This is a genomic window from Blautia sp. AM28-27 (assembly GCF_003480905.1).
GTDB classification, from domain to species: domain Bacteria; phylum Bacillota; class Clostridia; order Lachnospirales; family Lachnospiraceae; genus Fusicatenibacter; species Fusicatenibacter saccharivorans.
This window is the reverse complement of record NZ_QUJK01000020.1, coordinates 22,055-44,010: the sequence shown is the minus strand read 5'-3', so window position 1 is coordinate 44,010 and position 21,956 is coordinate 22,055. Positions and strand designations below refer to the sequence as shown.

20 protein-coding genes are annotated in these 21,956 nt (G+C 50.3%); 15 read left to right on the top strand and 5 right to left on the bottom strand.

What is annotated here, in order from left to right; translation table 11 throughout:
- The first annotated feature begins 5 nt into the window (after window positions 1-5).
- The gene (locus DW743_RS16045) at window positions 6-869 is read left to right on the top strand and encodes an AraC family transcriptional regulator (protein ID WP_117762137.1); all 864 of its coding nucleotides are present in this window, start codon (window positions 6-8) and stop codon (window positions 867-869) included.
- A 72-nt stretch (window positions 870-941) separates the two neighbouring features.
- Here the strand turns inward: DW743_RS16045 and DW743_RS16040 are convergent, their stop codons facing one another.
- From DW743_RS16040 to DW743_RS16020, 5 genes are all read right to left on the bottom strand, one after another.
- The gene (locus DW743_RS16040; protein WP_117762136.1) at window positions 942-1,838 is read right to left on the bottom strand and encodes a helix-turn-helix domain-containing protein; all 897 of its coding nucleotides are present in this window, start codon (window positions 1,836-1,838) and stop codon (window positions 942-944) included.
- A gap of 864 nt (window positions 1,839-2,702) precedes the next feature.
- Entirely contained in the window at window positions 2,703-3,860 is a 1,158-nt protein-coding gene (locus DW743_RS16035) for an FprA family A-type flavoprotein (protein WP_117762141.1), read from the bottom strand.
- A 176-nt stretch (window positions 3,861-4,036) separates the two neighbouring features.
- Complete coding sequence (locus tag DW743_RS16030; protein ID WP_330418113.1) at window positions 4,037-4,210, bottom strand: hypothetical protein; 174 nt, start codon at window positions 4,208-4,210, stop codon at window positions 4,037-4,039.
- A 245-nt stretch (window positions 4,211-4,455) separates the two neighbouring features.
- Window positions 4,456-5,253, bottom strand: coding sequence for a hypothetical protein (locus DW743_RS16025; protein ID WP_242856465.1), 798 nt, complete (start codon window positions 5,251-5,253; stop codon window positions 4,456-4,458).
- A 181-nt stretch (window positions 5,254-5,434) separates the two neighbouring features.
- Window positions 5,435-7,012: a recombinase family protein gene (locus DW743_RS16020; RefSeq protein WP_081946811.1), complete on the bottom strand. Its 1,578-nt coding sequence runs from the start codon at window positions 7,010-7,012 to the stop codon at window positions 5,435-5,437.
- Between the two features lie 772 nt (window positions 7,013-7,784).
- On the opposite strand from DW743_RS16020, the gene ltrA reads away from it, so the two are divergent.
- The 14 genes from ltrA (at window position 7,785) to DW743_RS15940 (ending at window position 21,809) form a co-directional block, all read left to right on the top strand.
- Window positions 7,785-9,074 carry a group II intron reverse transcriptase/maturase gene (gene ltrA / locus DW743_RS16005; RefSeq protein ID WP_117762135.1) on the top strand — a complete coding sequence of 430 codons (1,290 nt, stop codon included), beginning with the start codon at window positions 7,785-7,787 and terminating at the stop codon, window positions 9,072-9,074.
- Between the two features lie 122 nt (window positions 9,075-9,196).
- Window positions 9,197-10,570: a ParB/RepB/Spo0J family partition protein gene (locus DW743_RS16000; RefSeq protein ID WP_330418112.1), complete on the top strand. Its 1,374-nt coding sequence runs from the start codon at window positions 9,197-9,199 to the stop codon at window positions 10,568-10,570.
- Window positions 10,571-10,879: 309 nt separating this feature from the next.
- Entirely contained in the window at window positions 10,880-11,236 is a 357-nt protein-coding gene (locus tag DW743_RS15995; protein ID WP_003500157.1) for a DUF7768 domain-containing protein, read from the top strand.
- Complete coding sequence (locus tag DW743_RS15990; RefSeq protein ID WP_117762133.1) at window positions 11,223-12,308, top strand: DNA cytosine methyltransferase; 1,086 nt, start codon at window positions 11,223-11,225, stop codon at window positions 12,306-12,308. The genes DW743_RS15995 and DW743_RS15990 overlap by 14 nt, the downstream gene beginning before the upstream one ends.
- A 4-nt stretch (window positions 12,309-12,312) precedes the next feature.
- Window positions 12,313-13,026, top strand: a complete 714-nt coding sequence (locus DW743_RS15985) for an antirestriction protein ArdA (protein ID WP_117762132.1) — start codon at window positions 12,313-12,315, stop codon at window positions 13,024-13,026.
- A gap of 14 nt (window positions 13,027-13,040) precedes the next feature.
- A complete protein-coding gene (locus DW743_RS15980) occupies window positions 13,041-14,090 on the top strand; it encodes a hypothetical protein (protein ID WP_117762131.1) in 1,050 nt (349 codons plus the stop codon).
- A gap of 91 nt (window positions 14,091-14,181) precedes the next feature.
- A complete protein-coding gene (locus DW743_RS15975; RefSeq protein WP_015567070.1) occupies window positions 14,182-14,652 on the top strand; it encodes a PcfB family protein in 471 nt (156 codons plus the stop codon).
- On the top strand, window positions 14,649-16,472 hold the full coding sequence (locus tag DW743_RS15970) for a VirD4-like conjugal transfer protein, CD1115 family (protein WP_021425361.1): 1,824 nt from the start codon (window positions 14,649-14,651) through the stop codon (window positions 16,470-16,472). The genes DW743_RS15975 and DW743_RS15970 overlap by 4 nt, the downstream gene beginning before the upstream one ends.
- A gap of 89 nt (window positions 16,473-16,561) precedes the next feature.
- Window positions 16,562-16,777 carry a Maff2 family mobile element protein gene (locus DW743_RS15965; RefSeq protein ID WP_016306504.1) on the top strand — a complete coding sequence of 72 codons (216 nt, stop codon included), beginning with the start codon at window positions 16,562-16,564 and terminating at the stop codon, window positions 16,775-16,777.
- 40 nt (window positions 16,778-16,817) lie between these two features.
- Entirely contained in the window at window positions 16,818-17,684 is an 867-nt protein-coding gene (locus DW743_RS15960) for a VirB6/TrbL-like conjugal transfer protein, CD1112 family (protein WP_117762130.1), read from the top strand.
- Window positions 17,685-17,726: 42 nt separating this feature from the next.
- Window positions 17,727-18,368 (top strand): septation protein SpoVG family protein, encoded by a 642-nt coding sequence (locus DW743_RS15955; protein ID WP_015567066.1) that lies wholly within the window; start codon window positions 17,727-17,729, stop codon window positions 18,366-18,368.
- A gap of 9 nt (window positions 18,369-18,377) precedes the next feature.
- Window positions 18,378-19,031: a DUF7007 domain-containing protein gene (locus DW743_RS15950; protein ID WP_025543439.1), complete on the top strand. Its 654-nt coding sequence runs from the start codon at window positions 18,378-18,380 to the stop codon at window positions 19,029-19,031.
- 44 nt (window positions 19,032-19,075) lie between these two features.
- Window positions 19,076-19,462: a PrgI family protein gene (locus tag DW743_RS15945; protein ID WP_003500106.1), complete on the top strand. Its 387-nt coding sequence runs from the start codon at window positions 19,076-19,078 to the stop codon at window positions 19,460-19,462.
- Window positions 19,380-21,809, top strand: a complete 2,430-nt coding sequence (locus DW743_RS15940) for a VirB4-like conjugal transfer ATPase, CD1110 family (RefSeq protein WP_416388111.1) — start codon at window positions 19,380-19,382, stop codon at window positions 21,807-21,809. Before DW743_RS15945 ends, DW743_RS15940 begins: the two co-directional genes overlap by 83 nt.
- The last annotated feature ends 147 nt before the right edge of the window (window positions 21,810-21,956 follow it).

The window sequence follows — 21,956 nt, the reverse complement described above, 5'->3', positions numbered from 1 at the left end:
GTCCTATGTACTTGAACACCGGTTATTTGAACCACTCACATATGGATTTCAAAGACAAAAGTCGTCCGCTGATTGTAGGTAGCTGTGGTACTTACCGTCTTTCCAGACATCCCAAACTTCCTACCTACCGTCCAAGGGGTCGTCTGGATTATCAGATTATATATATCACTGCTGGTTGTGGGCATTTTCATTTTGATAATGTAAATAACGAAACGATTGTTCCAGCCGGCAACATTGTACTGTACAGACCGAAAGAACTTCAGAAATATGAATATTACGGAGAAGATAAGGCAGAAGTATACTGGATTCACTTCACAGGAAGCAATGTGAAAAATATCTTACGTCAATATGGGTTTCCGGATAAAGAACGTGTCTTTCAAGTGGGTACATCTAATGAATATGAACAAATTTTCAAACGTATCATTATCGAGCTCCAACGCTGTCAAGACAATTATGAGGAAATGCTTGTCCTTTTGCTACGTCATCTTCTGATCAGTTTCCACCGGGAACTGACAAGAGAGCACATATTAAAAAATGAATATCTTGATCATGAGATGGATAATGCTGTTACCTTTTTCAGTGAAAACTACAATCAAAATATCAATATTGATGATTATGCTGCCTCACGAGGCATGAGTGTCAGCTGGTTTATCCGAAATTTCAAAAAATATACCGGTTCTACACCAATGCAATTTATTGTGGGAATCCGCATCAACAATGCTCAGATGTTACTTGAAACAACAACTTATTCCATCAATGAGATTTCTAAGATTATCGGATATGATAACCAGCTTTATTTCAGTCGGCTTTTTCACAAGTTGAAAGGATATTCGCCGAGAGAATACCGAAAGCTGAGAAACAAATTCTGAAATCCACAAAGAGGATACCACCGAATTATCAAAACAATGATTTGTGATATCCTCTTCTCACTTTTGCTATTCTTATTTTACAAACTCAGCCGAATAATAATACATATACTCATTATCTGTATCTATGTATTCTCCTGTAATGTCCTGTATCGGCAACGAACTCACTCCTTGTTCGCCATAGATCAGTGCTGCCAATCCTTGCTCTGTTCCGTACTCTATCGTGCTTTTGTTCTCTATAGAGGTCGCAGATCTTCCATAATATTCTCTGTTTGCAACACCTTTCAAGATTGGCGTTTCTGTCATATATTTTGAATATTCATCTGCTACAATAAGCTTTGCAGTAAAATTATCAAAATCCGGAGTGATGACGATCAATCCATTTTTTGCAGATTTCACGTCCTCATAGGAAAGTTCCAAAACTCGTTTATGAGAAACTCGTTTTCCAGAATGATATTCTGACAAGTAAACGTATAATGCTTGAAATGTATCTTTTGAATTGTATCGAAACATCATGGTTCCATCAATTCCGGACAACAATTCAGCCGTTTTCATTTCTACACTATCCGGATCTACTGCTTCTATATAATTTTGTGGTTGCCGCAATTTATTACATACCATGATTCCAAGAGTAATAGCAAATACTCCCACAGCAATAAGAAGTACAGCAATAATCTTCTTTAAATAACGCTGTTTATGACTACTATCTTTTGATATCTGTATCAGTGTATCTTCCGATTTTTTTTCTACATTAGTTACCTCAATATCTTCACCTGCCAAAAATTCATTTAGACTGATGCCTAATATTTCACATAATTCTAAATACACAGACACATCTGGTAAACAAATCCCACGTTCCCATTTGGAAACTGACTTATCACTCTTACCCAGTTTCTCAGCAAGCTGTTTTTGAGTCATACCAAGTTTTTTTCTTTTTTCTGCAATATAGCTTCCGATTTTCACAAGGTCCATAAATACTTCCCCCTTTCAGAATTATAGTATCTATTTTGTCCCAAAAAGTACACCCCTTAATGGTAGAATCGTATTATATAGGCAGAATCTCATCCAATTTCATAAAATAAAAAGGACGCTGTATGCTCTCGTTTCTTTCGGGGCTGCAGCGTCTTTTCTGCTTTCACGGCTCGCGCAGACCGCAGGGCAGTCAAACAGATTTTTCAGCAGACATAGTTTAAGCCCGATCGATTGTTTTTTCTCTCGACCGGGCTTTTAATGAATTTCCAGTAATTTCATTTTATACACCTACTGCTTTCATTGATTTCGGGGTATTTCGTTATGTTCCTTTTGGACCGTACCTCCTGGATTTTTTTGTTTTTATTTTTTCCCTATGGGCCTCTGCCTTTCATTGGAATCATCTCCTTTAGGTTCTATATGTAAACTCTTCAGAGATTTTTTTGATGTTCAGATTAACTATGCCATTGGACTGTACCTCTTACTTTCTTAGATTTCGTCTTGATGTTTCTTTTTCGTTTTTATTTTTGTTCTCTTTTCTTTTGTTGATCTTATATTAACTCATCTTCTCCATTTTGTCAATACTTTCTTTTAATTTATTTTACATTTTATTATTTTCAGAATATTATGACATCAAGATCGAAAGATCAGAAACCTGATGCAGTCTCACTTACAAAGAGGCGGCCGCAGGCTTTCGCAAAATTCAACCCCCGGCTTTTTTTGACCCACCGCAGGGCGATCCTGCTCCCTCCGGAACTCCACAGAATCTTCTTTCCAAAAGAGTAGAACGAAAGACTCCGCTGTCTTTGCCTTTCGCAAAGTCCAGCGGAGCATTTTTCCCATATTCTTTCTTCTCTTCCTAATTTTTTATTTGCAGAGTTCTTCGGCCAGTGCCTCGATCTCTTTTACGTTCTCTTCCTTCACAGCGGACATTACTTTTACATTATTCTCTGTCCAGGTGATATTTTTGCTCTTCTCAAACATGCCCTTCATCACTTTTGCTGCGGTCGGTGCCCAGCTTCCGTTTTCGATCAGACCGATGGTGCGGTTCTGGAAGCTGCGCTCTGTCAGACGGTTGATGAAATCCTGCATGAACGGGTAAATGCCTGCATTGTAGGTCAGCGTTGCGAGAACCAGCTTACTGTAACGGAAAGCATCCGCTACGGCGGCGGACATATCGTCTCTTGCCAGATCGTAAATAACAACATTCGGACAGCCTTTTTCTTTCAGCTTAGCCGCAAGCAATTCGGCAGCTTTTTTTGTATTGCCGTAAACAGAAGTATAGGCAACCACAACGCCCTCTTCTTCCGGACGATAAGAAGACCAGATATCGTATTTTTCAATGTAGTGGCCAAGATTTTCCGTCAAAACCGGACCGTGCAGGGAACAGATTTTCCGGATATCCAGCGTACCTGCTACTTTCAGGAGCTTCTGTACCTGCAAACCGTATTTTCCGACAATACCGATAAAATAACGGCGTGCTTCGTCATCCCATGGTTCCTCGCGGTCGAGTGCACCGAATTTTCCAAAACCGTCTGCTGCGAACAGAACCTTGTCCGTGCTGTCGTATGTAACCATAACCTCCGGCCAGTGTACCATCGGAGCGAACACGAAGGTCAGAACGTGTTTTCCGAGCGTAAGGGACTCACCGTCCTTTACTTCCAGTTTCCTTCCGGCGAGATCCATCTTTTGGAAAAAGTTTTTCATCATGGCAAAGGTTTTTGTGTTTGCAACAACGGTTGCTTCCGGATATGCTTTTACGAAGTTTTCAATATTCGCAGAGTGATCCGGCTCCATATGCTGTACGATCAGGTAATCCGGTTTTCTGCCATCCAGTGCTTTCGCAACATTTGCCAGCCATTCATCCGCAAAGTTTGCATCTACGGTATCCATAACTGCCGTTTTTTCATCGAGAATTACGTAAGAATTGTATGCCATGCCGTTCGGCACTCTGTACTGACCTTCAAAAAGGTCTACCTGATGATCGTTGACTCCCGCGTAGATAATATCCTCTGTAATCTTCATAAAAATCCATATCCTTTCCATCTTGTTTTTTCCTGCCCGGAACCTGCTCCGAACCGTATATTTTTATATTATCCTATGATGGAGAAAAAAGCAAGTAAAAATAGTAAAGATTACTATTTTTACTTGCTCTCCTCCGTTTACACACACGATATCCCTTTTCCACAGCTTGCAAATCATCACAATACTTCTATTTTACAGGCATGTTCTTTTGTTTCTTTATCATAACTGATTCCAAACGCCAGTATGCGCCCGGTATATCGTTCCCTTTCCGCCATCTTTCCCTTGAACCGCAAAGCATATTCTTTCTCTTTAATCTGCGCAATCGCTTCTTCCGGTGTATGATCTACCATAAGTTCCGTTCATAACAGTTCTGTATTTATCGTATGGTTCCCTGCTGTTTAAAAACTGTCCCATGTTTTACGGCCTCCTTCTTATGCTACATGTGCTTTCAGAATCTTTCTGTGCTTGATTTTGTGAGATGCTTTTCCGTCAGTCACAAAAGCAAGTGCAGAAAGATTTTAAGAGTACATGCTGATACTATGAGTATAGTCTTTTTCTGTGGGAGGCGCAAGAATGGAATCCCGTTTCTCACTTCTTATTTATTTTCCGGGAAAACAATCTCTTTCTCTGGTACGCCTTCTGATTTGATGACGTAGCCGTCAACATCATCAAAATGAATCTTGTACTGATATTCGCTTTCACGTCCCTCTTTTGCGTCATCGGCATCAGCGTAATAGGTAAGGCGAATTTCGAAAGTATTTTTGTTTCCTTCGCGCCAGGACTCATCGCCGATCAGCCAGTCGTTTTCGAGGTTTTTGTTTCTTTTCAGCAGCACCTCGGCGTACTGCTGTGCGCCGCTCCAGATTCCTGTGTTTTTGTACCGGTTCTGCATGGTGTTCTGATACTGCCACAGTGTTACAAACATGATCGTCGCCATAATTGCCGTGAAAAGAACGGTTTTGTATTTCTTTTCTTTTTTCTGTCTCTGCCGGCGGATACATCGAATGGTTCCGATCATCATCATTACCAGAACAAACAGATACCACAGGGTCCAGAAGATCTGCTCTTTTCGTTCCAGACCGCCGGGAATGAATTCTGCCAGCTGATCGCCCCAGACGAAATTTACCAGGGATGCCAGAATGCCGATAGACAGAATGGATGCTGCCCCATAGACTTTCCGGCTTTCTTCATCATCGAGGTTCTGGAAGAAATACCACAGCGATACAAACGCTGCTGCCACCAGACCGCCTAGAATCAGGCCGCCGCCCACGTTTACGATCTTTGCCGCCCACGCTGCCGCTGCCACACCGATCACCAGAAATCCCGCGATCACGTTTGCGTTCCGGTCCTGTTTTTTCTGCTGCCTTGAAATATCACCTGCGTTCTGCAGCATTTCGGCCACCTCCTTCTGAGTATACTGAATTTCCGGCGCCGCCTCTTCCTTCGCCTTCTCCTGCCGTTCGGAGCGCATCAGTTCCAGCACAGAAATCCCAAGTGCCTGAGCCAGCGGCTCAATCGTCTGGATATCGGGAAAGCCAAGTCCGGTATCACATAGTTAAAGATATTGGTGTCATTTAATCAATTTTGCCGATAAAGCGGTAGAAGATTTCTACCTCCTGTTCCCGGCTTCCGTCCTCACCTTTGACCGCTTCATGGACAACGATTTTTTCAATCAGCGTATTCAAAAGTTCGGCGGTCAGTTCTGTTGGATTGACGCACTCTTTCATCAAGGCAATCCATTTTTCTGCGTCTGCGGCGTTCTGGCTTTCAGTGGCGATAGCGGATTGAAGCTGTTCAATCTTTGTGTCCAGTTCAGCCTGTTCGCTCTGGTACTTCCCGGACAGCATAGAGAAGTTGTATTCTGTGATACGCCCCGCCGCCCAGTCCTCATACATCCGGGCAAACAGGGTATCGACTTCGGCTTTCCGCTTCTCCGCTTTGTTCAACTCTGCGGCTTGCTTCTTTCTTGCGGCGGCCTGTCCCTTGTCATTGGCATTTAACAGCCGCTTCAAAAGCCGTTCTTCATCATGCTGTACCAGCCTCGACCAGTATTGCAGACGGGAGAGGACATAGGCGTAAAGCACATCATAGCGGATATAATGCATGGAGCATTGGCGTGTGCCCTGTCCGTACTTGCTACAATGATAATGGCCGTAAGGCTTGCTGTTCTGCCTGTTCTCCCCATAGGACAGCGACCAGCCGCAATCCGCACATTTTACCAATCCGGAAAAAATCTGCGTCGTACCATCCTTGCACTTTCTGCGGCGGTTTGCTATCTGCTCCTGTACCTGCCGGAAAACCTGTTCGCTGATAATCGGCTCCTGCGTGTTCTCTACCCGCACCCATTCACTTTGGGGCTTGCGTATCCTCCGCTTGTTCTTAAAGGAAATGTTTGTTTCCCGGTAGTGGATGGTATGGCCGATATAGGTTTCGTCTTTCATAATGCTCTTGACCTGGGCTATCGTCCATGCGTAGCTTTTTTCCTCTGGCGCACCCGCATAGATGTTTGCAAAAGTCCCGTCACGCTGGAAATTGATAAATCCCGGTGTGGGAACCTTTTCCATAATCAGTATTCTTGTGATACTGGCCGCCCCTCTGCCATGAATGGCAAGGTCAAAAATCTTCTCCACTATCCAGCGGGTTTCCTCGTCGATTATCAGCTTGTTTTTGATTTCCGGGTGTTTCCTGTACCCGATGGGAGCATAGGCACCGATACGCTGTCCTGTGGCAAACTTCGCTTTGAAAGCGGCCTTTACCTTGCGGCTCGTATCTTTCGCAAACCATTCATTAAACAGGTTTTTGAACGGGACAAAATCGGAAAGCCCTTTCTCTGTGTCCTCATTCTCCGCAACGGCGATGTAGCGCACCCGTTTTTCCGGGAACAGAAATTCCAGATAGTAGTCCATCATCACATGTTCCCGCCCGAAACGGGAAAGGTCTTTCGTGACAATGCAGTTTACTTTTCCGGCTTCCACATCGTCCATCATGCGCTGAAAATCCGGGCGTTCAAAGTTCGTCCCCGACCAGCCATCGTCCACATACTCACCGACTACATGAAGTCCCTGTTCCTTTGCGTACTGTTGCAGGATTGTCCGCTGTGTTTCAATGCTTACGCTGTCACCATAGTTTTCATCGTCCCGGCTTAATCTCATATAAAGCGCCGTGTTGTAAATCGTAGTATTGTAAGGTTGTTTCACCGTTAAAAATCCTCCTTCTTAAAGAAACAACCCACGCTTGCAACGGTGTACAAAGGGAACATAATAAAAAACTTAATAATGGACTGCCAATCTTACACAAAGTACCGCCCAAACGAGACTACGGGCGGTATTTTTGTATCATGGCGGAGAAAGGAGGAACTTCCCACGGGGGCTTGACTGAAAAGTTGAGCCCCTTTTTTCATGCCGTGTGTCCAGCAAAGCTGGACCACACTAGCCGGTGTAAGTCCGGTCACGGTAATCGCCAGTGAGCCGTGTAGCTAAACTCGGTGCGTTGCAGTAATGCAGGGTACTAAGCGAGTGGATAAAGTAACCTCGGTAAGAGGGGCGAGCAATTATGCAGACCGTAACATAAAGTGAATTCTGCCGTATCGTTAGAAAGGTCTCTGAAAAGAGAGCAAAGGGAAGCTGAACCTTGGGCGTATGGGTGAAAGCCATGGAACGTGCGAAGAAACTGGAAAGCAGCACGGAGGAATCCCTCGGTATATAGGAAACGGTATGTATGAAAAGTGTGGTTCGGAACTGGAGAGACCCTACCCATCACCGAAAGGTAAAAAGAAAGCGTATAAGCTTGGCGAAATCGTATTTCTGATGGGAGGGAGTCGGAGAGGAACATAGTACCAATAATGACTGTGCAAGAAAACGCAGTCTATGGGAAGGTTCCTTGCTTCATTCATGTTTGTAGAGAGGGTAAGAGTGAGAGAATGTCATGCAGACTAACAACTCCAAGGAAAAAGTTCGACAACTTCAAAACAAACTATATCTGACAGCCAAGAAATGTGATAGCCGAAGATTTCATGCACTTTACGATAAGGTATATCGTGATGATGTACTTTTTGAAGCATGGAAACGGGTAAAAGCTAACAAGGGTTCCAGTGGTGTAGATGGTATCGGAATCGAAGATATTGAAGAGATGGGAATTGAAAAATACCTGTCAGAAATCAAATCGGAACTGATGGATGGAAAGTATAAACCATCCCCAGTAAAGCGAGTTATGATACCAAAACCAGACGGAAGTGAAAGACCTCTTGGAATACCAACAGTCAAGGACAGAATTGTGCAGATGGCTACCAAGATAGCAATAGAGCCAGTATTCGAAGCTGACTTTAGAGATTGTTCCTATGGATTCCGACCGAAAAGAAGTGCCAGGCAAGCACTGGAAGTGGTAAGGAAAGCGTGTAACAACAAGGGCTATTATGTAGTAGACGCAGATATTGAGAAGTTTTTTGATAACGTAAACCAAGATAAACTGATGAAACTGGCAGAGCAGAGAATATCAGACCGTAGGATATTGAAGCTGATAAGACAATGGTTAGTATCAGGAGTATTATACGGAAATGTACTGACAATTTCCGAACTGGGAACAAGCCAAGGTTCAGTTATATCTCCGTTATTGGCAAACATCTACTTAAATACACTGGACAGACTGTGGGAAAAGTATGGACTTACTCACGGTATTCTTGTAAGGTACGCAGATGATACAGTCATCATCTGCAAGAATAAGAAAAATGCAAATCACGCACTGAACTTATTGCAGTACATCATGGCAAAACTGGATTTAAAGCTACACCCAGTAAAAACAAAGATTGTCAGCATGTGGGACGGAAAAGAGGGATTTGACTTTCTTGGAATGCACCACAGAAGAATGACAACGGAAACAAGCAAAGGACAATTGTATAAAGAAACTTATCAGTACCCGAGCAGGAAAGCCATGAAGAAGATGAAAGCAGAAATCAAAAAGAATGTAAACGGTCGAAGTCTGTTAGTTGCAAAGGAAGAGGATTTAATAAAGAATCTAAATCCGAAAATCATAGGTTGGAAGAATTATTATTCCACCAAAACAAATGAGACATGGATGCAGGAATTAGACTGGTATATTATCTGCACCTTTACAAGATGGTATAACAAGAAACACCAAAGGCGTAAACATATGTCAAGAGTGGGATTTGTTAGAAATAGCATTTACGAAAAAGGATTAAAGAAAATGGCTAGAGCATGACGTAATGCTGTAGAAAGAAGAATGTCGGAAAGCCGTGTGAGGGAGAACCTCATGCACGGTTTGATGAGGGGCGGATGAAATTTTCATCCGCCTACTCTACAAAAAACAGGAGGTAAATGCTTATGGCAGATGATAAAACCACAAAAACGCCGGAACAGCCGGTAACGGATAGCGGGCCGGGCAAGGAAACGCCTCCCGCTCCCCCAAAAGAGCCGGAGAAGGTTTCCGTTTCTCCGGAGCCGGAAAAAAAGACGGAACCGGAGGTAAAGAACCCGCAGGTTTCCGTCTATAACTTCGCTGAAATTATGAAGGAAAAGAAGGTCGAGGAACGGGCGGCAGCTCCCAGCGGGGAAAAGCCTGCCCCGGCAAAAACGGAAAAACCGGAAAAGCAGCCGGAGGCTCCGAAGAAAGCGGAGGAAAAACCCAAAGAGCCGGAACAGCCGAAGCGCCGGGGCCGTCCCCCGAAAGCAGATAAGGACAAGGCCGCAACCCCGAAGCCCAAAGCTCCCGCACAGAAACCGGAAAATGCGGTCAAAAAGGAACCGGAGAAAAAAACGGCGCCAACGGTACAGGCCGCTCCCGCTCCGAAGGAACCCGAAAAACCGAAGGATGCACCACGCCGGGGCAAGGAACAGATCGTCTATATCAAGCTGAACGAGCTTCACGCCTTCAAGAACCATCCCTTTGAGGTTCGGGATGATGAAGAAATGCGGGCCATGGTGTCCAGCGTCAAGGACAAGGGCGTGACCCAGCCCGCTATCGTCCGTCCCCGTGAGGATGGCGGCTATGAGATCGTGTCCGGCCACCGCCGCCAGAAGGCCAGCGAGCTTGCCGGATATGCGGATATGCCCTGTATTGTTCGCAATCTGACGGACGATGAAGCCATCACGCAGATGGTCGAGGACAATCTCAACCAGCGTGAAGAAATCCTCCCCAGTGAGCGGGCCAAAGCCTTGAAAATGCAGCTTGAGGCCATCAAGCACCAGGGCTCCCGCACTTCGGGCCAGATTGACCCGAAGGACGCAGGAAAACGCTCCAACGAAATTGTAGCCGAGCGCAATAAGATGGCCGTCAAACAGGTGCAGCGGTATATCCGGCTCAATGAGCTGGTTCCCGACCTGATGAAGCTGATGGATGAAAAAAAGCTAGGCTTTACTACGGCGGTGGAGCTTTCCTATATCGGCAAGAAGAACCAGAACTATATCGCCGTCGCCATTGATAGCCAGCAGTCCTCGCCTTCACAGGCGCAGGCAAAGCGTATGCGTGAGCTGGACGAAAAGAAGCTGCTCAACGGGGATGTGATCGACGGCATTATGATGGAGGACAAAAAGGAGGTAGACAAAGTGATTTTGACAGGTGCGGAACTGAGCAAATATTTCGGCAAGGAAACTACGCCGAGGGAAATGAAGGACCAGATCATCAAGCTGCTGGACGACTGGAAGGGCCAGCAGAAGGAACACGAAAAACCGGAGAAGAAAACCGAACAGGAAAAGTAAGCCCAAACTTCGGGTCAGCATGGCCCGAGGATTGCGGGGCTCTGCCCCGCGCCCCGAAGCTCTGGAGATATAAATGATTCCCCGTCGCCAGTTATTCCGTAGCATAGCCGGGAAAATCAGTCAAGGGCAGCGCCGCCGCAGGCGGTGCCAGAGGCACCCTTGACGGATTTCTCCCGGTTATGCTTTTTCCCGGTCAAGCGACGGGGATATAAATTCTCCAGAGCCGTTCCCCTTCCCGGGGGAAGGGGCGGAGGGGTTGGGCGATACCTTGCTTTTCCCTAAACCAAAACAGAAATGGAGGCTCAACCAATGAAACGACCTTTAGCATACCTGACCGCCGCATGGAGCGGCGAGCCGGATGTTGATATGGAGCTGGCGGCCCACTACTGCCGTCTTGCTTATGAGGCGGGCTTTTCCCCAATCTGCCCGCTCTTGTATCTGCCGCTGTTTTTGAATGACAGCGTTCCCGAGGAACACAAGGCCGGGATTGATATGCGCCGGGATATGCTGCGGCGCTCCCACACCCTGATCGTCTGCGGCAGCGCTGTGGACGAGGATGTAAAAAATGATATTGCGGTTGCCGGACGGCTGGGCATTGCGGCGACAACGCTGGAAGGGGTGCTTGCCGTGAAGGGACACGGCACCCCGGGCCATGCCGGACATTAAGCTGGGGAGCCTTTTTGACGGGATCGGCGTGTTCCCTCTGGCTGCTTCACGGTGCGGTATCCGTCCGGTATGGGCCAGCGAGATTGAAAAAGCGCCCATCTCCATAACCAAAAGGCACTTTCCCGATATGGCGCATTTGGGAGATATTACGAAGGTGGACGGCGGGAAAATCCCGCCGGTCCATGTGATAACCTTCGGCTCTCCCTGTCAGAACCTTTCTCTGATCGGCAACCGCTCCGGTCTTGCCGGGGCAAAATCAAGCCTGTTCTATCAGGCGTTTCGTATCATACAGGAAATGAGGGATGCTACTGATAACCTATATCCAGCTATCGCTGTTTGGGAAAACGTCATGGGAGCGTTTTCTACAAATGACCGGATGGACTTTAGAGCCGTCCTATCCGCCTTCTCGGACACCGAAGTTCCAATGCCTCCTTCGGGAAGATGGGGAAACGCCGGAATGGTGCGAGGGGGAACGCCTGATGTGTGCTGGCGGCTCATGGACGCCCAGTATTGGGCAGGCTCCCGAAGGCTGGCACGAAGGCAGCGGATTTTCGTCGTGGCGGATTTTGGAGGCAGACGTGCCGCAGACATACTATTTAAGCCCCGTCCAATGCTCCCACTTCCTCCGCCTTGCGGAGAGGGCGGGCGGACCGCCGCCGAAGGAGATCGAACAGCTTCTTTTGAAACAGGGCGGCAGATACCAGTCACCCACCCCTTTCAGTGCTTCCGTATGCGGGGAGCGGCAAAAAGGCAGGAAGAAACGGCCTTCCGAAACAGCTTCGGATTACCAACTGACCCTTTTCCCACTCTTTTAGCCAGTGATGTAACGCCCTTTGCCTTCTGGTATGAGGGCGACCCGAAGGGCGGCTGTATCCGTTTTCTGACGGAAACGGAAAGCGAACGGCTGATGGGGCTGCCAGAGGGCTGGACAAAGTACGGGGCGGACGGCGTGGAGATCCGGCCTCTGCAACGCTACAAGGCACTGGGAAACGCGATTGCCCTCCCTTGCGCCGATTACATTATGGCCGGGATTTATGAGGTGCTGGCTGACCGGGCCGGAAAGGAGGAATGAGCCCATGTTTGAAGCCTATATAACCAATACAGCCCTATACCCCTTAATGGGGATTGAGGTAGGGACAACGGTACATTTCCCCATGACGACACAGGAGTTGCAGGCCGCCCTTGCCAAAATCGGGATAGACGGGAAACGGTACAGCGAAGTGTTCTTTACCAGCTTTGACAGTGATGTGCTGGGGCTCTACGATTATCTCTACGAATGTGAGAACATCGACGAGCTGAACGAGCTGGGCCACGCCCTGCTGGAAGTACGGGATAAGGGCGGACTGGAAACCTTTGAAGCCGCTCTTGTCTTGGGAAACCACACAAGGAGCGTGAAGGATTTGATAAACCTGACGCAGAACCTTGACCTTTACCGCTTTTACCCGGATATTTCCGATGATGAAGGGCTGGGCCGTCTTTACGCCGACGAGCTTGGGACTATCGACATACCGGAGCACATTCAGAACTACTTCGATTATGAGGCATACGGGCGGGATGTGCGTATCAACGAGGGCGGCGTATTCGCTCCCGGTGGGTATGTGTCGGCAGTCCCGGAGGGCTTCAAGGAGTATTACCACGGGCCGCAGGACATTCCGCCGGAACACCGGATATTTGCCTATCCTGAAAAGGCCGAGCCTGTCCACTCCATTCTCGCTACACTCAAACGGTTTCAAGAAGCCCCACCCGCTCCGAAAAAGGACAAGACGGAGACTTCCCATGAAGAACGGTAAGACTTCGGGCCAGCATGGCCCGAAGCATGAAGGAGGTGCATACCATCAACTATTATCCTATCAATGAAGGGGCCGCCCGCCGGGCAAAAGAAATGAACAGCTTTTCCGACTACAAGGAAGGGAGCGCAACGGCGGAATACCGGGCAATGGTGGACAAGGCCGCCGCCATAGCGGAACAGCAGAAATCCCGGGTGGACCCCATGTACCATGAGAAGATCGACCATCTGTTAGACACCTACGCCCGCAAGCTGGCCGAAAACATGAACCAGGGCTTTGCCATTGACGCAAGGGTTCCCTCTGTGATGATCGCCGGACCTGCCAATTTCCCGGTGGGAAAGAAGGAAAAACAGAACCGGGCGCGGGACAGCAACATGGAGGAATGGCGGCATATTCAAGGGCTGCTGGATAAGATACGCAGCACCGGCATGGGCGGGATCAGCGCCGATGACCCGGCAGCGATTGAAAAGCTCCAGAAGAAGCTGGACGGGCTGGAACGCTCCCAGCTCATTATGAAGGAGGTCAACGCCTATTACCGCAAGCATGGCAAGCTGGACGGCTGTGCGCTGCTGTCGCTGGACCAGATTGAAAAGCTGAAAGCAAGCATGTCGTCAAGTTGGCGAAGCGACCCGAGGCCCTTTGAAAGCTACCAGCTAACCAACAACAATGCGGAGATCCGCCGGGTAAAGGCCCGTATCGAACAGCTTTCCAAACAGGCACAGCAGGAATTTTCCGGCTGGGAGTTCGATGGGGGTCGTGTGGAAATGAACCGGGAGGACAACCGCTTGCAGGTGTTCTTTGACGGAAAGCCTGACGCGGACACCCGGGCCGAGCTGAAAAGCAGCGGCTTTCGTTGGGCTCCCAGCGTGGGCGCATGGCAGAGGCAGCTCACAGACAACGCCATCCGGGCGGCTGACCGTCTGGAATGTATCAAGCCGCTGTCCGGCGAAAAGCCCTCCCGGCTTCAAAAGAAGCCCTCTATCTTGCAGACCATGCGGGAACAGGGCGAAAAAGTCCAGACGGAGCCGGAAAAGAAAGCTCCGTCCGGCAGAGATGCCGAGCGGTAAGCCTCGGGCCACATTGGCCCGAGGTTTTCTGTTCCCCGAGATTGTACGGGGGCCTCCCGGATAGCGGGAACCCCGACGGAAAGGAGGTTTTATGCAGGAAGAAGTAAACCAAAAAACGGTTGCCCTTTCAATCAGGACAACGAAGCTCACGGGAAAAGTGCTGGCTGCCGCTCTTGGGAAGGTAGCGCGGGCGCTGCAAAAGCACCACCGGAAGGCGCTGACCCCGCAGGGACGCCAGAGTGTAAAAAAGCTGATGAACCACTATGGCGGCAAAAGCGCCATGCCCTATGTGGGAGCCCCAAAGGATTTTGACCGGATCGCAAAGGAGTTCCATGTGGACTACGCTTTCCATAAAGTGAGCCCCGGTCATTACCTGCTGTTCTTCAAAGCCAATCAGGCGGACGCTATCACGGCGGCCTTCCAGAAGTACAGCGCAAAGGTGCTGAACAAAGAGCAGGACAAGGCTTCCATCCTCGGCCAGCTTCGGAAATTCACGGAGCAGATCAGGACGCAGGCAAAGGAAAAGCAGCGAACCAGAGAGGCGGTGAAGGACGGACGTTGAGTGACAAGATTAGAAAATATGTGCTCCCAAACCTGCCGTACCTCTTTGTGTTCTGGTTCTTCTCCAAAATCGGGACGGCATACCGGATCGCCCCCGGCACAGACTTCGGGACAAAGCTCATGGGGATGCTCGATACCTTCCCCAAAGCCTTTGAAACCTACTGGCCGGGGCTGGGAGGTATTGACCTGCTGGTGGGCCTTGCCGGTGCGGCTGGGGTGTATCTGCTGATACAGTCAAAGATCAGGCAGGCGAAAAAATTCCGGCGGGATGCAGAGTACGGCACTGCCCGCTTTGGAACAAAGGAGGATATAAAGCCGTTTGTAGACCCTAAATTTCAGAACAATGTCATTCTGACCGGGACGGAGTTCCTTACCATGAACACCCGTCCGAAGATACCCGCCAATGCCCGGAACCTAAACGCCTGTGTCATCGGATCGTCCGGCTCGGGAAAGACAAGGTTCTGGTTGACCCCGCAGCTCCTTCAAGCCCATTCCTCGTATGTGGTGGTAGACCCGAAGGGCGGCACTCTCGACCAGTGCGGGCGGTTTCTGCAACGGGAGAAATACAGGGTGCGGGTGTTCAACAGTATCGACTTTTCAAAATCCATGCACTACAATCCGCTGGCCTATATCAAGACGGAAAGCGATGTTTTGAAATTTGTTACCGCCCTGATTGCCAACACCAAAGGCGACGGCAAGGAGGGCGACGAGTTCTGGACAAAAGCAGAAACCCTCTTGTACTGTGCCCTTGTGGCCTACATCGTCTTTGAGGGGCCGGAGGAAGAACGCAACATGAATACGCTGGTGGAAATGATAAACAGCATGGAAGTCCGGGAGGATGACGAAACCTTCAAAAACGCGGTGGACTATATGTTTGACGGGCTGGAACGCCGCAGCCCCCAGCACTTCGCCGTGAGGCAGTATAAGAAATACAAGCTCGCCAGCGGCAAGACAGCCAAAAGCATCTTGATTTCCTGCGGTGCAAGACTGGCTCCCTTTGATATTCCCCAGCTTCGGGAGATCATGTCTTATGACGAGCTGGAGCTTGATAAGCTGGGGGACGAAAAATCGGCGCTGTTCTTCCTTATCAGCGACACGGACACCACCTACAACTTTTTGGTTGCCCTTGCTTTCTCGCAGATGTTCAACCTTCTGTGTGAACGTGCTGACAACACCTATGGCGGGCGTCTGCCCTACCATGTGCGGGTGCTGTGGGACGAGGCTGCCAACACCGGGCAGGTGCCGGGGCTGGAAAAAATTGTGGCCGTCATCCGCTCCCGGGAGATTAGCCTGACGCTCTTTTATCAGGCTATGAGCCAGTGCAAGGCATTGTACAAAGACCATTCCGAAACCATCATGGGCAACATGGACAGTATCGTATTCCTCGGAGGCCGGGAGGCTTCCACCCTAAAGGATATTTCGGAAAACTGGCTGGGCAAGGCCACCATCTCTATGCAGACCGAGGGCCGAAGCCGTGGACAGTCTGAAAGTTACAGCCAGAATATGCAGCGGCTTGGCCGGGAGCTGATGACCACCAGCGAGATCACCACCATGCCCGGGGATAAATGTATCTTGCAGCTTCGGGGGCTCCCGCCCTTCCTGTCCCCGAAGTATGACTTGAAAAAGCACCCGAATTACAAGTACACAGCCGAATTTGATAAAAAGAAAAACGCCTTCCGCTTGGAAAGCCTGTTCCGCCACCGGCCATTGAGACTAAAGCCGGAGGACGAATACACGGTGTACGAAGTGGATGGCTCCGACACAGACGAAGAAGCTGACCTATTGAACTTCGATGATCTGGACAGCGACGAGTTCGTGTAACTTCGGGCCATGATGACCCGAAGCGCCGCCGATGTGGGCGGCTTTTTTTGTACCCAAAACCATCAAACAAACAAAATGGAGGAACGTATATGGAATTTTTCAATCAGGCAATCGACATTCTTAAAATTCTGGTTATGGCTCTTGGTGCCGGTCTGGCGGTATGGGGCGTCATCAACCTTCTGGAAGGTTACGGGTCGGACAACCCTGCGGCAAAATCACAGGGCATTAAGCAGCTCATGGCTGGCGGCGGTGTCGTTCTGATCGGTCTTCAGCTTATCCCTCTGCTGTCCGGCCTGTTCAGCTAAGTGTCACCCGTTGTCCCTTTTCCAGAAAAGGAGCTGATGTATGGACTTTATCATCGACGCAATCGTTGAATGGCTGAAAGGTCTGCTCGTCGATGGTATCATGGGAAATCTGGATGGCCTTTTCGATAACGTCAATCAGAGCGTTGGCGAGATCGCCACACAGGTAGGCACGACCCCGGCGGACTGGAACGCCGGGGTCTTTTCCATGATACGACAGATCTCTGAAACTGCCATCCTGCCAATCGCCGGGGTCATCCTCACTTTTGTAATGACTTATGAGCTGATACAGATGCTCATAGAACGCAACAACCTCCATGAAGTTGACACATGGATGTTTTTTAAGTGGGTGTTCAAAACCTTTGTGGCTGTGATGATCCTGACGAACACCTTCAATATCGTGCTGGCGGTCTTTGATGTGAGCCAGCATGTGATACAGCAGTCAGCGGGCATTATCCAGAACGGGACAGAAATCACGCCGGATGTGCTGGACAGTCTGCGGACAGAGCTTGAGGCGATGGAGTTAGGCCCTCTGTTCGGACTCTGGCTCCAGTCCTTCCTGATCCAGCTTACCATGATTGCCTTAAACATCGTGATTTTCGTCATCGTATATGGCCGTATGATTGAAATTTATTTACTCACAAGTTTAGCGCCTATCCCGTTTGCCACAGTCCCCAACAGGGAAACCGGACACATGGGGCAGAACTATTTCCGCTCCCTCTTTGCGGTGGGCTTTCAAGGTCTATTGATCTTAGTCTGTGTTGCCATCTATGCGGTGCTGATCCAGAGTATCGCCGCCGACGGCGACCCCATCGGGGCAATCTGGGGCTGTGTGGGATATACGGTGCTGCTGTGTTTTACCTTATTCAAAACAGGCAGTCTTGCAAAATCCATCTTCGGCTGCCATTAAAAGACTTCGGGCCATGCTGACCCGAAGAGGAAAGGAGGCGGTATGCCTCGGCGTTACAAACAGGGTGCGGACGGACAGCCGCACCCGGCTTTCTACGGAAAGCTCCCCGAAGAATTTTCTAAAGCAGACACCATGCGCTTTATGGTGGAAACCGATCTGAAACTGTCCGGGTGCGTATCGGCGGACACGCTGGCGGCACTCCGGGCGGAAGGCTATGACTACAAGGACGGGAACCTTGTTCCCGCCGGAAAGGAGGAAACCATGCAGGAAAAGGTTGCAAACACCACCCCGGCCGCACCGTTGAAGCTGGATGTAAGCGTGCGGGTCATCGAACCTGTGAAAAATCTGATGGGCTTTGCCAGCGTGAAATTCAATGACTGTTTTGTGGTGGAAAATCTGAAAATCGTACAGGGCAGCAAGGGGCTCTTTCTTGGGATGCCCAGCCAGCCAGACGGCAAAGGCGGCTACCGGGATATGGCCTACCCTGTCACAAAGGAGTTCCGGGAACAGCTCAACACCGCTGTTCTGCAAGCCTATGAGGCAAAGCTGGAACAGATGGCGGAGCGCGGCTCTGTGGGGCGTGCGTCCATTAGCGACCAACTCAAAGCCGGAAAAGCGGCTGCCGAACAGGCAAAGGCAGAACGGCCTCCGAAGGAAAAGCCCAGCCGCAGCGCAGAGCGTTGACCTCGGGCCATGCTGGCCCGAAGCAGAAAGGAGGCGGGAACCATGCCACGCAAACGGACGGGCTATGACGCGGCCTGCTATTACGACGGAAAACTGCTGGGCCGCTGTACCAAAGCGGACAGCGACGCCTATACCCTGTTGATGAACGCCTGCGGCGGGGAGGCCGCCCGGGTCCTGCGGGAATATGCCTATTTTTCCCCGGAACTGAAAGCCATCTTAGAAAAGGCGGCGCTCATGCAGGCGGACCGGAGCCGGACGGGCGGAATGTTCCATGCGCCGAAAAGTTCCCCGTGGGGCGAGGTGCAGAGCTGTGAAACCCTCTGTCCGGGGGTGTTTCTGGTATCTACCGCCAGCCACGGCGGAACGATGGTGGCAAATGAGGTAGCCGCCGTCCTCTCCCCAGCGGCGAAAAAGTGCGGCTTCAAGGATAAGGGCTATATCTGCTATGAGGAGGACGCACAGGAAAGTGTGGTGCTCCGGGAGCTGCTGGACAAAAAACTGTGGAACATCCCTGACCGCATTAAGGACAAAGGACAGTTTGAAGAAAAGCTCAATCAGTCCATCCGGCAGTATAATCCCGAATACTGGCGGGCAAGGCAGAGCGGACGAGAAGCCGTCGAAGCTGCCCGCAGCACAGCCCCGGCCAAAGAAGCCGCAAGATAACCTCGGGCCATGCTGGCCCGAAGCAGTAAAGGAGGTGTACCAAAATGGCCTATGTGCCAGTACCAAAAGACCTTTCCAAAATCAAGACAAAGCTGGCCTTCAACCTAACGAAGCGCCAGCTTGTTTGTTTTTCCAGCGCGGCGGCGGTGGGCCTCCCGGCTTACCTGTTTTCCCGTGGCAGTATCGGGAACAGTGCCGCCATGTTCCTGATGATCGGCCTCATGCTCCCGTTCTTCTTTCTGGCTATGTATGAACGAGACGGTCTGCCGCTGGAAAAAGTGCTGAAAAACATCATCCGCACCCGGTTCCTCTATCCCCGTGTGCGGCCTTACAAAACCGAAAACTTCTATGCGCTGCTTAGCGCCAGAAAGGAGGCGCAGCCGATTGCAAAACAGCAGAAGGGCCGGAAAGCCCGCAGGCAGAAAGCCTGAAAAGCAGGGCCTTCTCGGCCTGTTCACAAAGGGAAAGAACATTCCCACCACCGCCCAGCAGACCCTCCCTTACCGGGAAATGTACCGGGACGGGGTGTGCCGGGTAGTGGACCGCTATTACACCAAGACCATTGAATACGAGGACATCAACTACCAGCTCGCACAGTCCGAAGATCAGGCGGCCATCTTTGACGGATGGAGCGCCTGCCTCAACTACTTTGATAGCAGCCTTCCGTTCCAGCTTTCCTTCCTCAACCACCGGAGCCGCCCGGGCAGCCGGTACAGCGTGAACATCCCCATGCAGGACGATGATTACAACAGCGTCCGGTGTGAGTATGTGGAAATGCTGGAAAACCAGATCGCCAAAAGCAACAACGGCATTGTTCGCACAAAGCTCCTGACCTTCGGTGTGAACGTGGACGACCTTTCCACCGCCAGGGCAAGGCTGGAACGTGTAGAGGCGGACATTTGCGGGAACTTCAAAAAGCTGGGCGTCAAGTGCCGCTCCCTTTCGGGGCTGGAACGGCTGGAGCTTCTTCACGGGCAGCTCCACCCCGGCAGCGGCTCCCCCTTCCGGTTTTCATGGGATATGATCCCCAAAACCGGGCTTTCCACCAAAGACTTTATCGCCCCGGACAGTTTCGATTTTCGTTTCAGCCGTCTGTTCCGGGTGGGGACGACTTGGGGCGCTGCCTCCTACTTGCAGATTTTGGCCTCAGAACTCTCGGACAAGTTGCTGGCGGAGCTTTTGGAAATGGATGCGGAAATGACCATCACTCTCCATATCCAAACCGTCGATCAGGCCGCCGCCGTAAAATCCATCAAGGCCAAAGTCTCCGACATTGACAAGATGAAGGTGGAGGAACAAAAGAAGGCAGCCCGGTCAGGGTACGACATGGACATACTTCCGCCCGACCTTGTAACGTACAGCAACGACGCAAAGACCCTTCTGGAAGATTTACAGAGCCGGAATGAAAGAATGTTCCTGCTGACCTTCCTTGTGGTAAACATGGCCCCGACCCGCCGGGAGCTGGACAATGACCTGTTCACGGTGTCGGGTATCGTCCAGAAATACAACTGCACCTTGAAGCGGCTGGACTTCCAGCAGGAGGACGGTTTTCTTTCCAGCCTTCCGCTGGGTCATAACGGCATTGAGATCAAGCGTGGCATGACGACCAGCTCCACGGCCATTTTCGTTCCCTTTATGACGCAGGAGCTCCGCATGGATGGCGAAGCCGTCTATTACGGGCTCAACGCACTTTCCCATAACGTCATCATGGCAAACAGGAAAAAGCTCAAAAACCCCAACGGCCTGTTCCTCGGCGTGCCGGGCTCCGGCAAATCCTTTGCCGCAAAGCGGGAGCTTGTGAACGTGTTCCTTGCCACCCGTGACCGGATCATTGTGGTTGACCCGATGGGCGAATATTCGCCCCTTATCAAGCGGCTGGGCGGACAGGTCATCGAGATCGCCCCGGACAGCCCCCACCACATCAACCCGATGGACATTGACCTGAGCTTTGACGAGGAAAACCCGATGGCGCTGAAAGCCGACTTTATCCTGTCGCTGATGGAGCTGATCGTCGGCGGCAAGGATGGCTTGCAGCCGGTGGAGCGGACCGTCATTGATCGCTGTGTACGCCAGATGTACCGGGAACACTTGCAAAACCCGGAAACAAGCAAAATGCCGACCCTCCAAACCCTGTATGACCTGCTCTGTTCCCAGCCGGAGGGCGAGGCGGTACGGCTGGCAACTGCCCTTGAAATCTATGTGTCGGGTTCCCTTAACGTGTTCAACCATGAAACCAATGTGGACTTAAACCGCCGTCTGGTATGCCTTGACTTAAAAAAGCTGGGGGCCGGGCTTCGGACGATTGCCATGCTCATTATGCAGGACTTGGTAAACTCGCAGGTGTCCATGAATTTCCTGCGCGGTATCGCTACATGGTGCTACTTCGACGAATTTCATGTGCTGCTCCGTGACCGTCTGACGGCAAGCTATTGTGTGGCGATCTGGAAAATGCTGCGAAAAAAGGGGTGCGTTCCCAGTGCTTTAACGCAGAACGTAAAGGATTTTCTGGCAAGCCCGGAGATTGAGAACATCTTTGAAAACTCGGACTTCCTTGTGCTGCTCTCGCAGGCACAGGGGGACCGGCAGATTTTAGCCAAACAGCTTGGGATCAGCCCCCACCAGCTTTCCTATGTGACCCATACCAATTCCGGCGAAGGGCTGCTGTTCTTCGGGAACACCACCATCCCGTTTGTTGACCGCTTCCCGCAGAACACAGAGCTGTACGCCATTATGACCACCCGCCCGGAGGACAAAAAACAGGAAATGAACCGGGCATAACGCACTTCGGGCCATGATGGCCCGAGGTTTGGAAAGGAGGGATACATCATCGGAAAGAAACCGGACAAACAGAATTTTCAAAGGCCGGGGCCGACGGAGGATACCGGGGGCAATCGCCCCGGACCGGCTGAACGGGAAGGGCCTTCC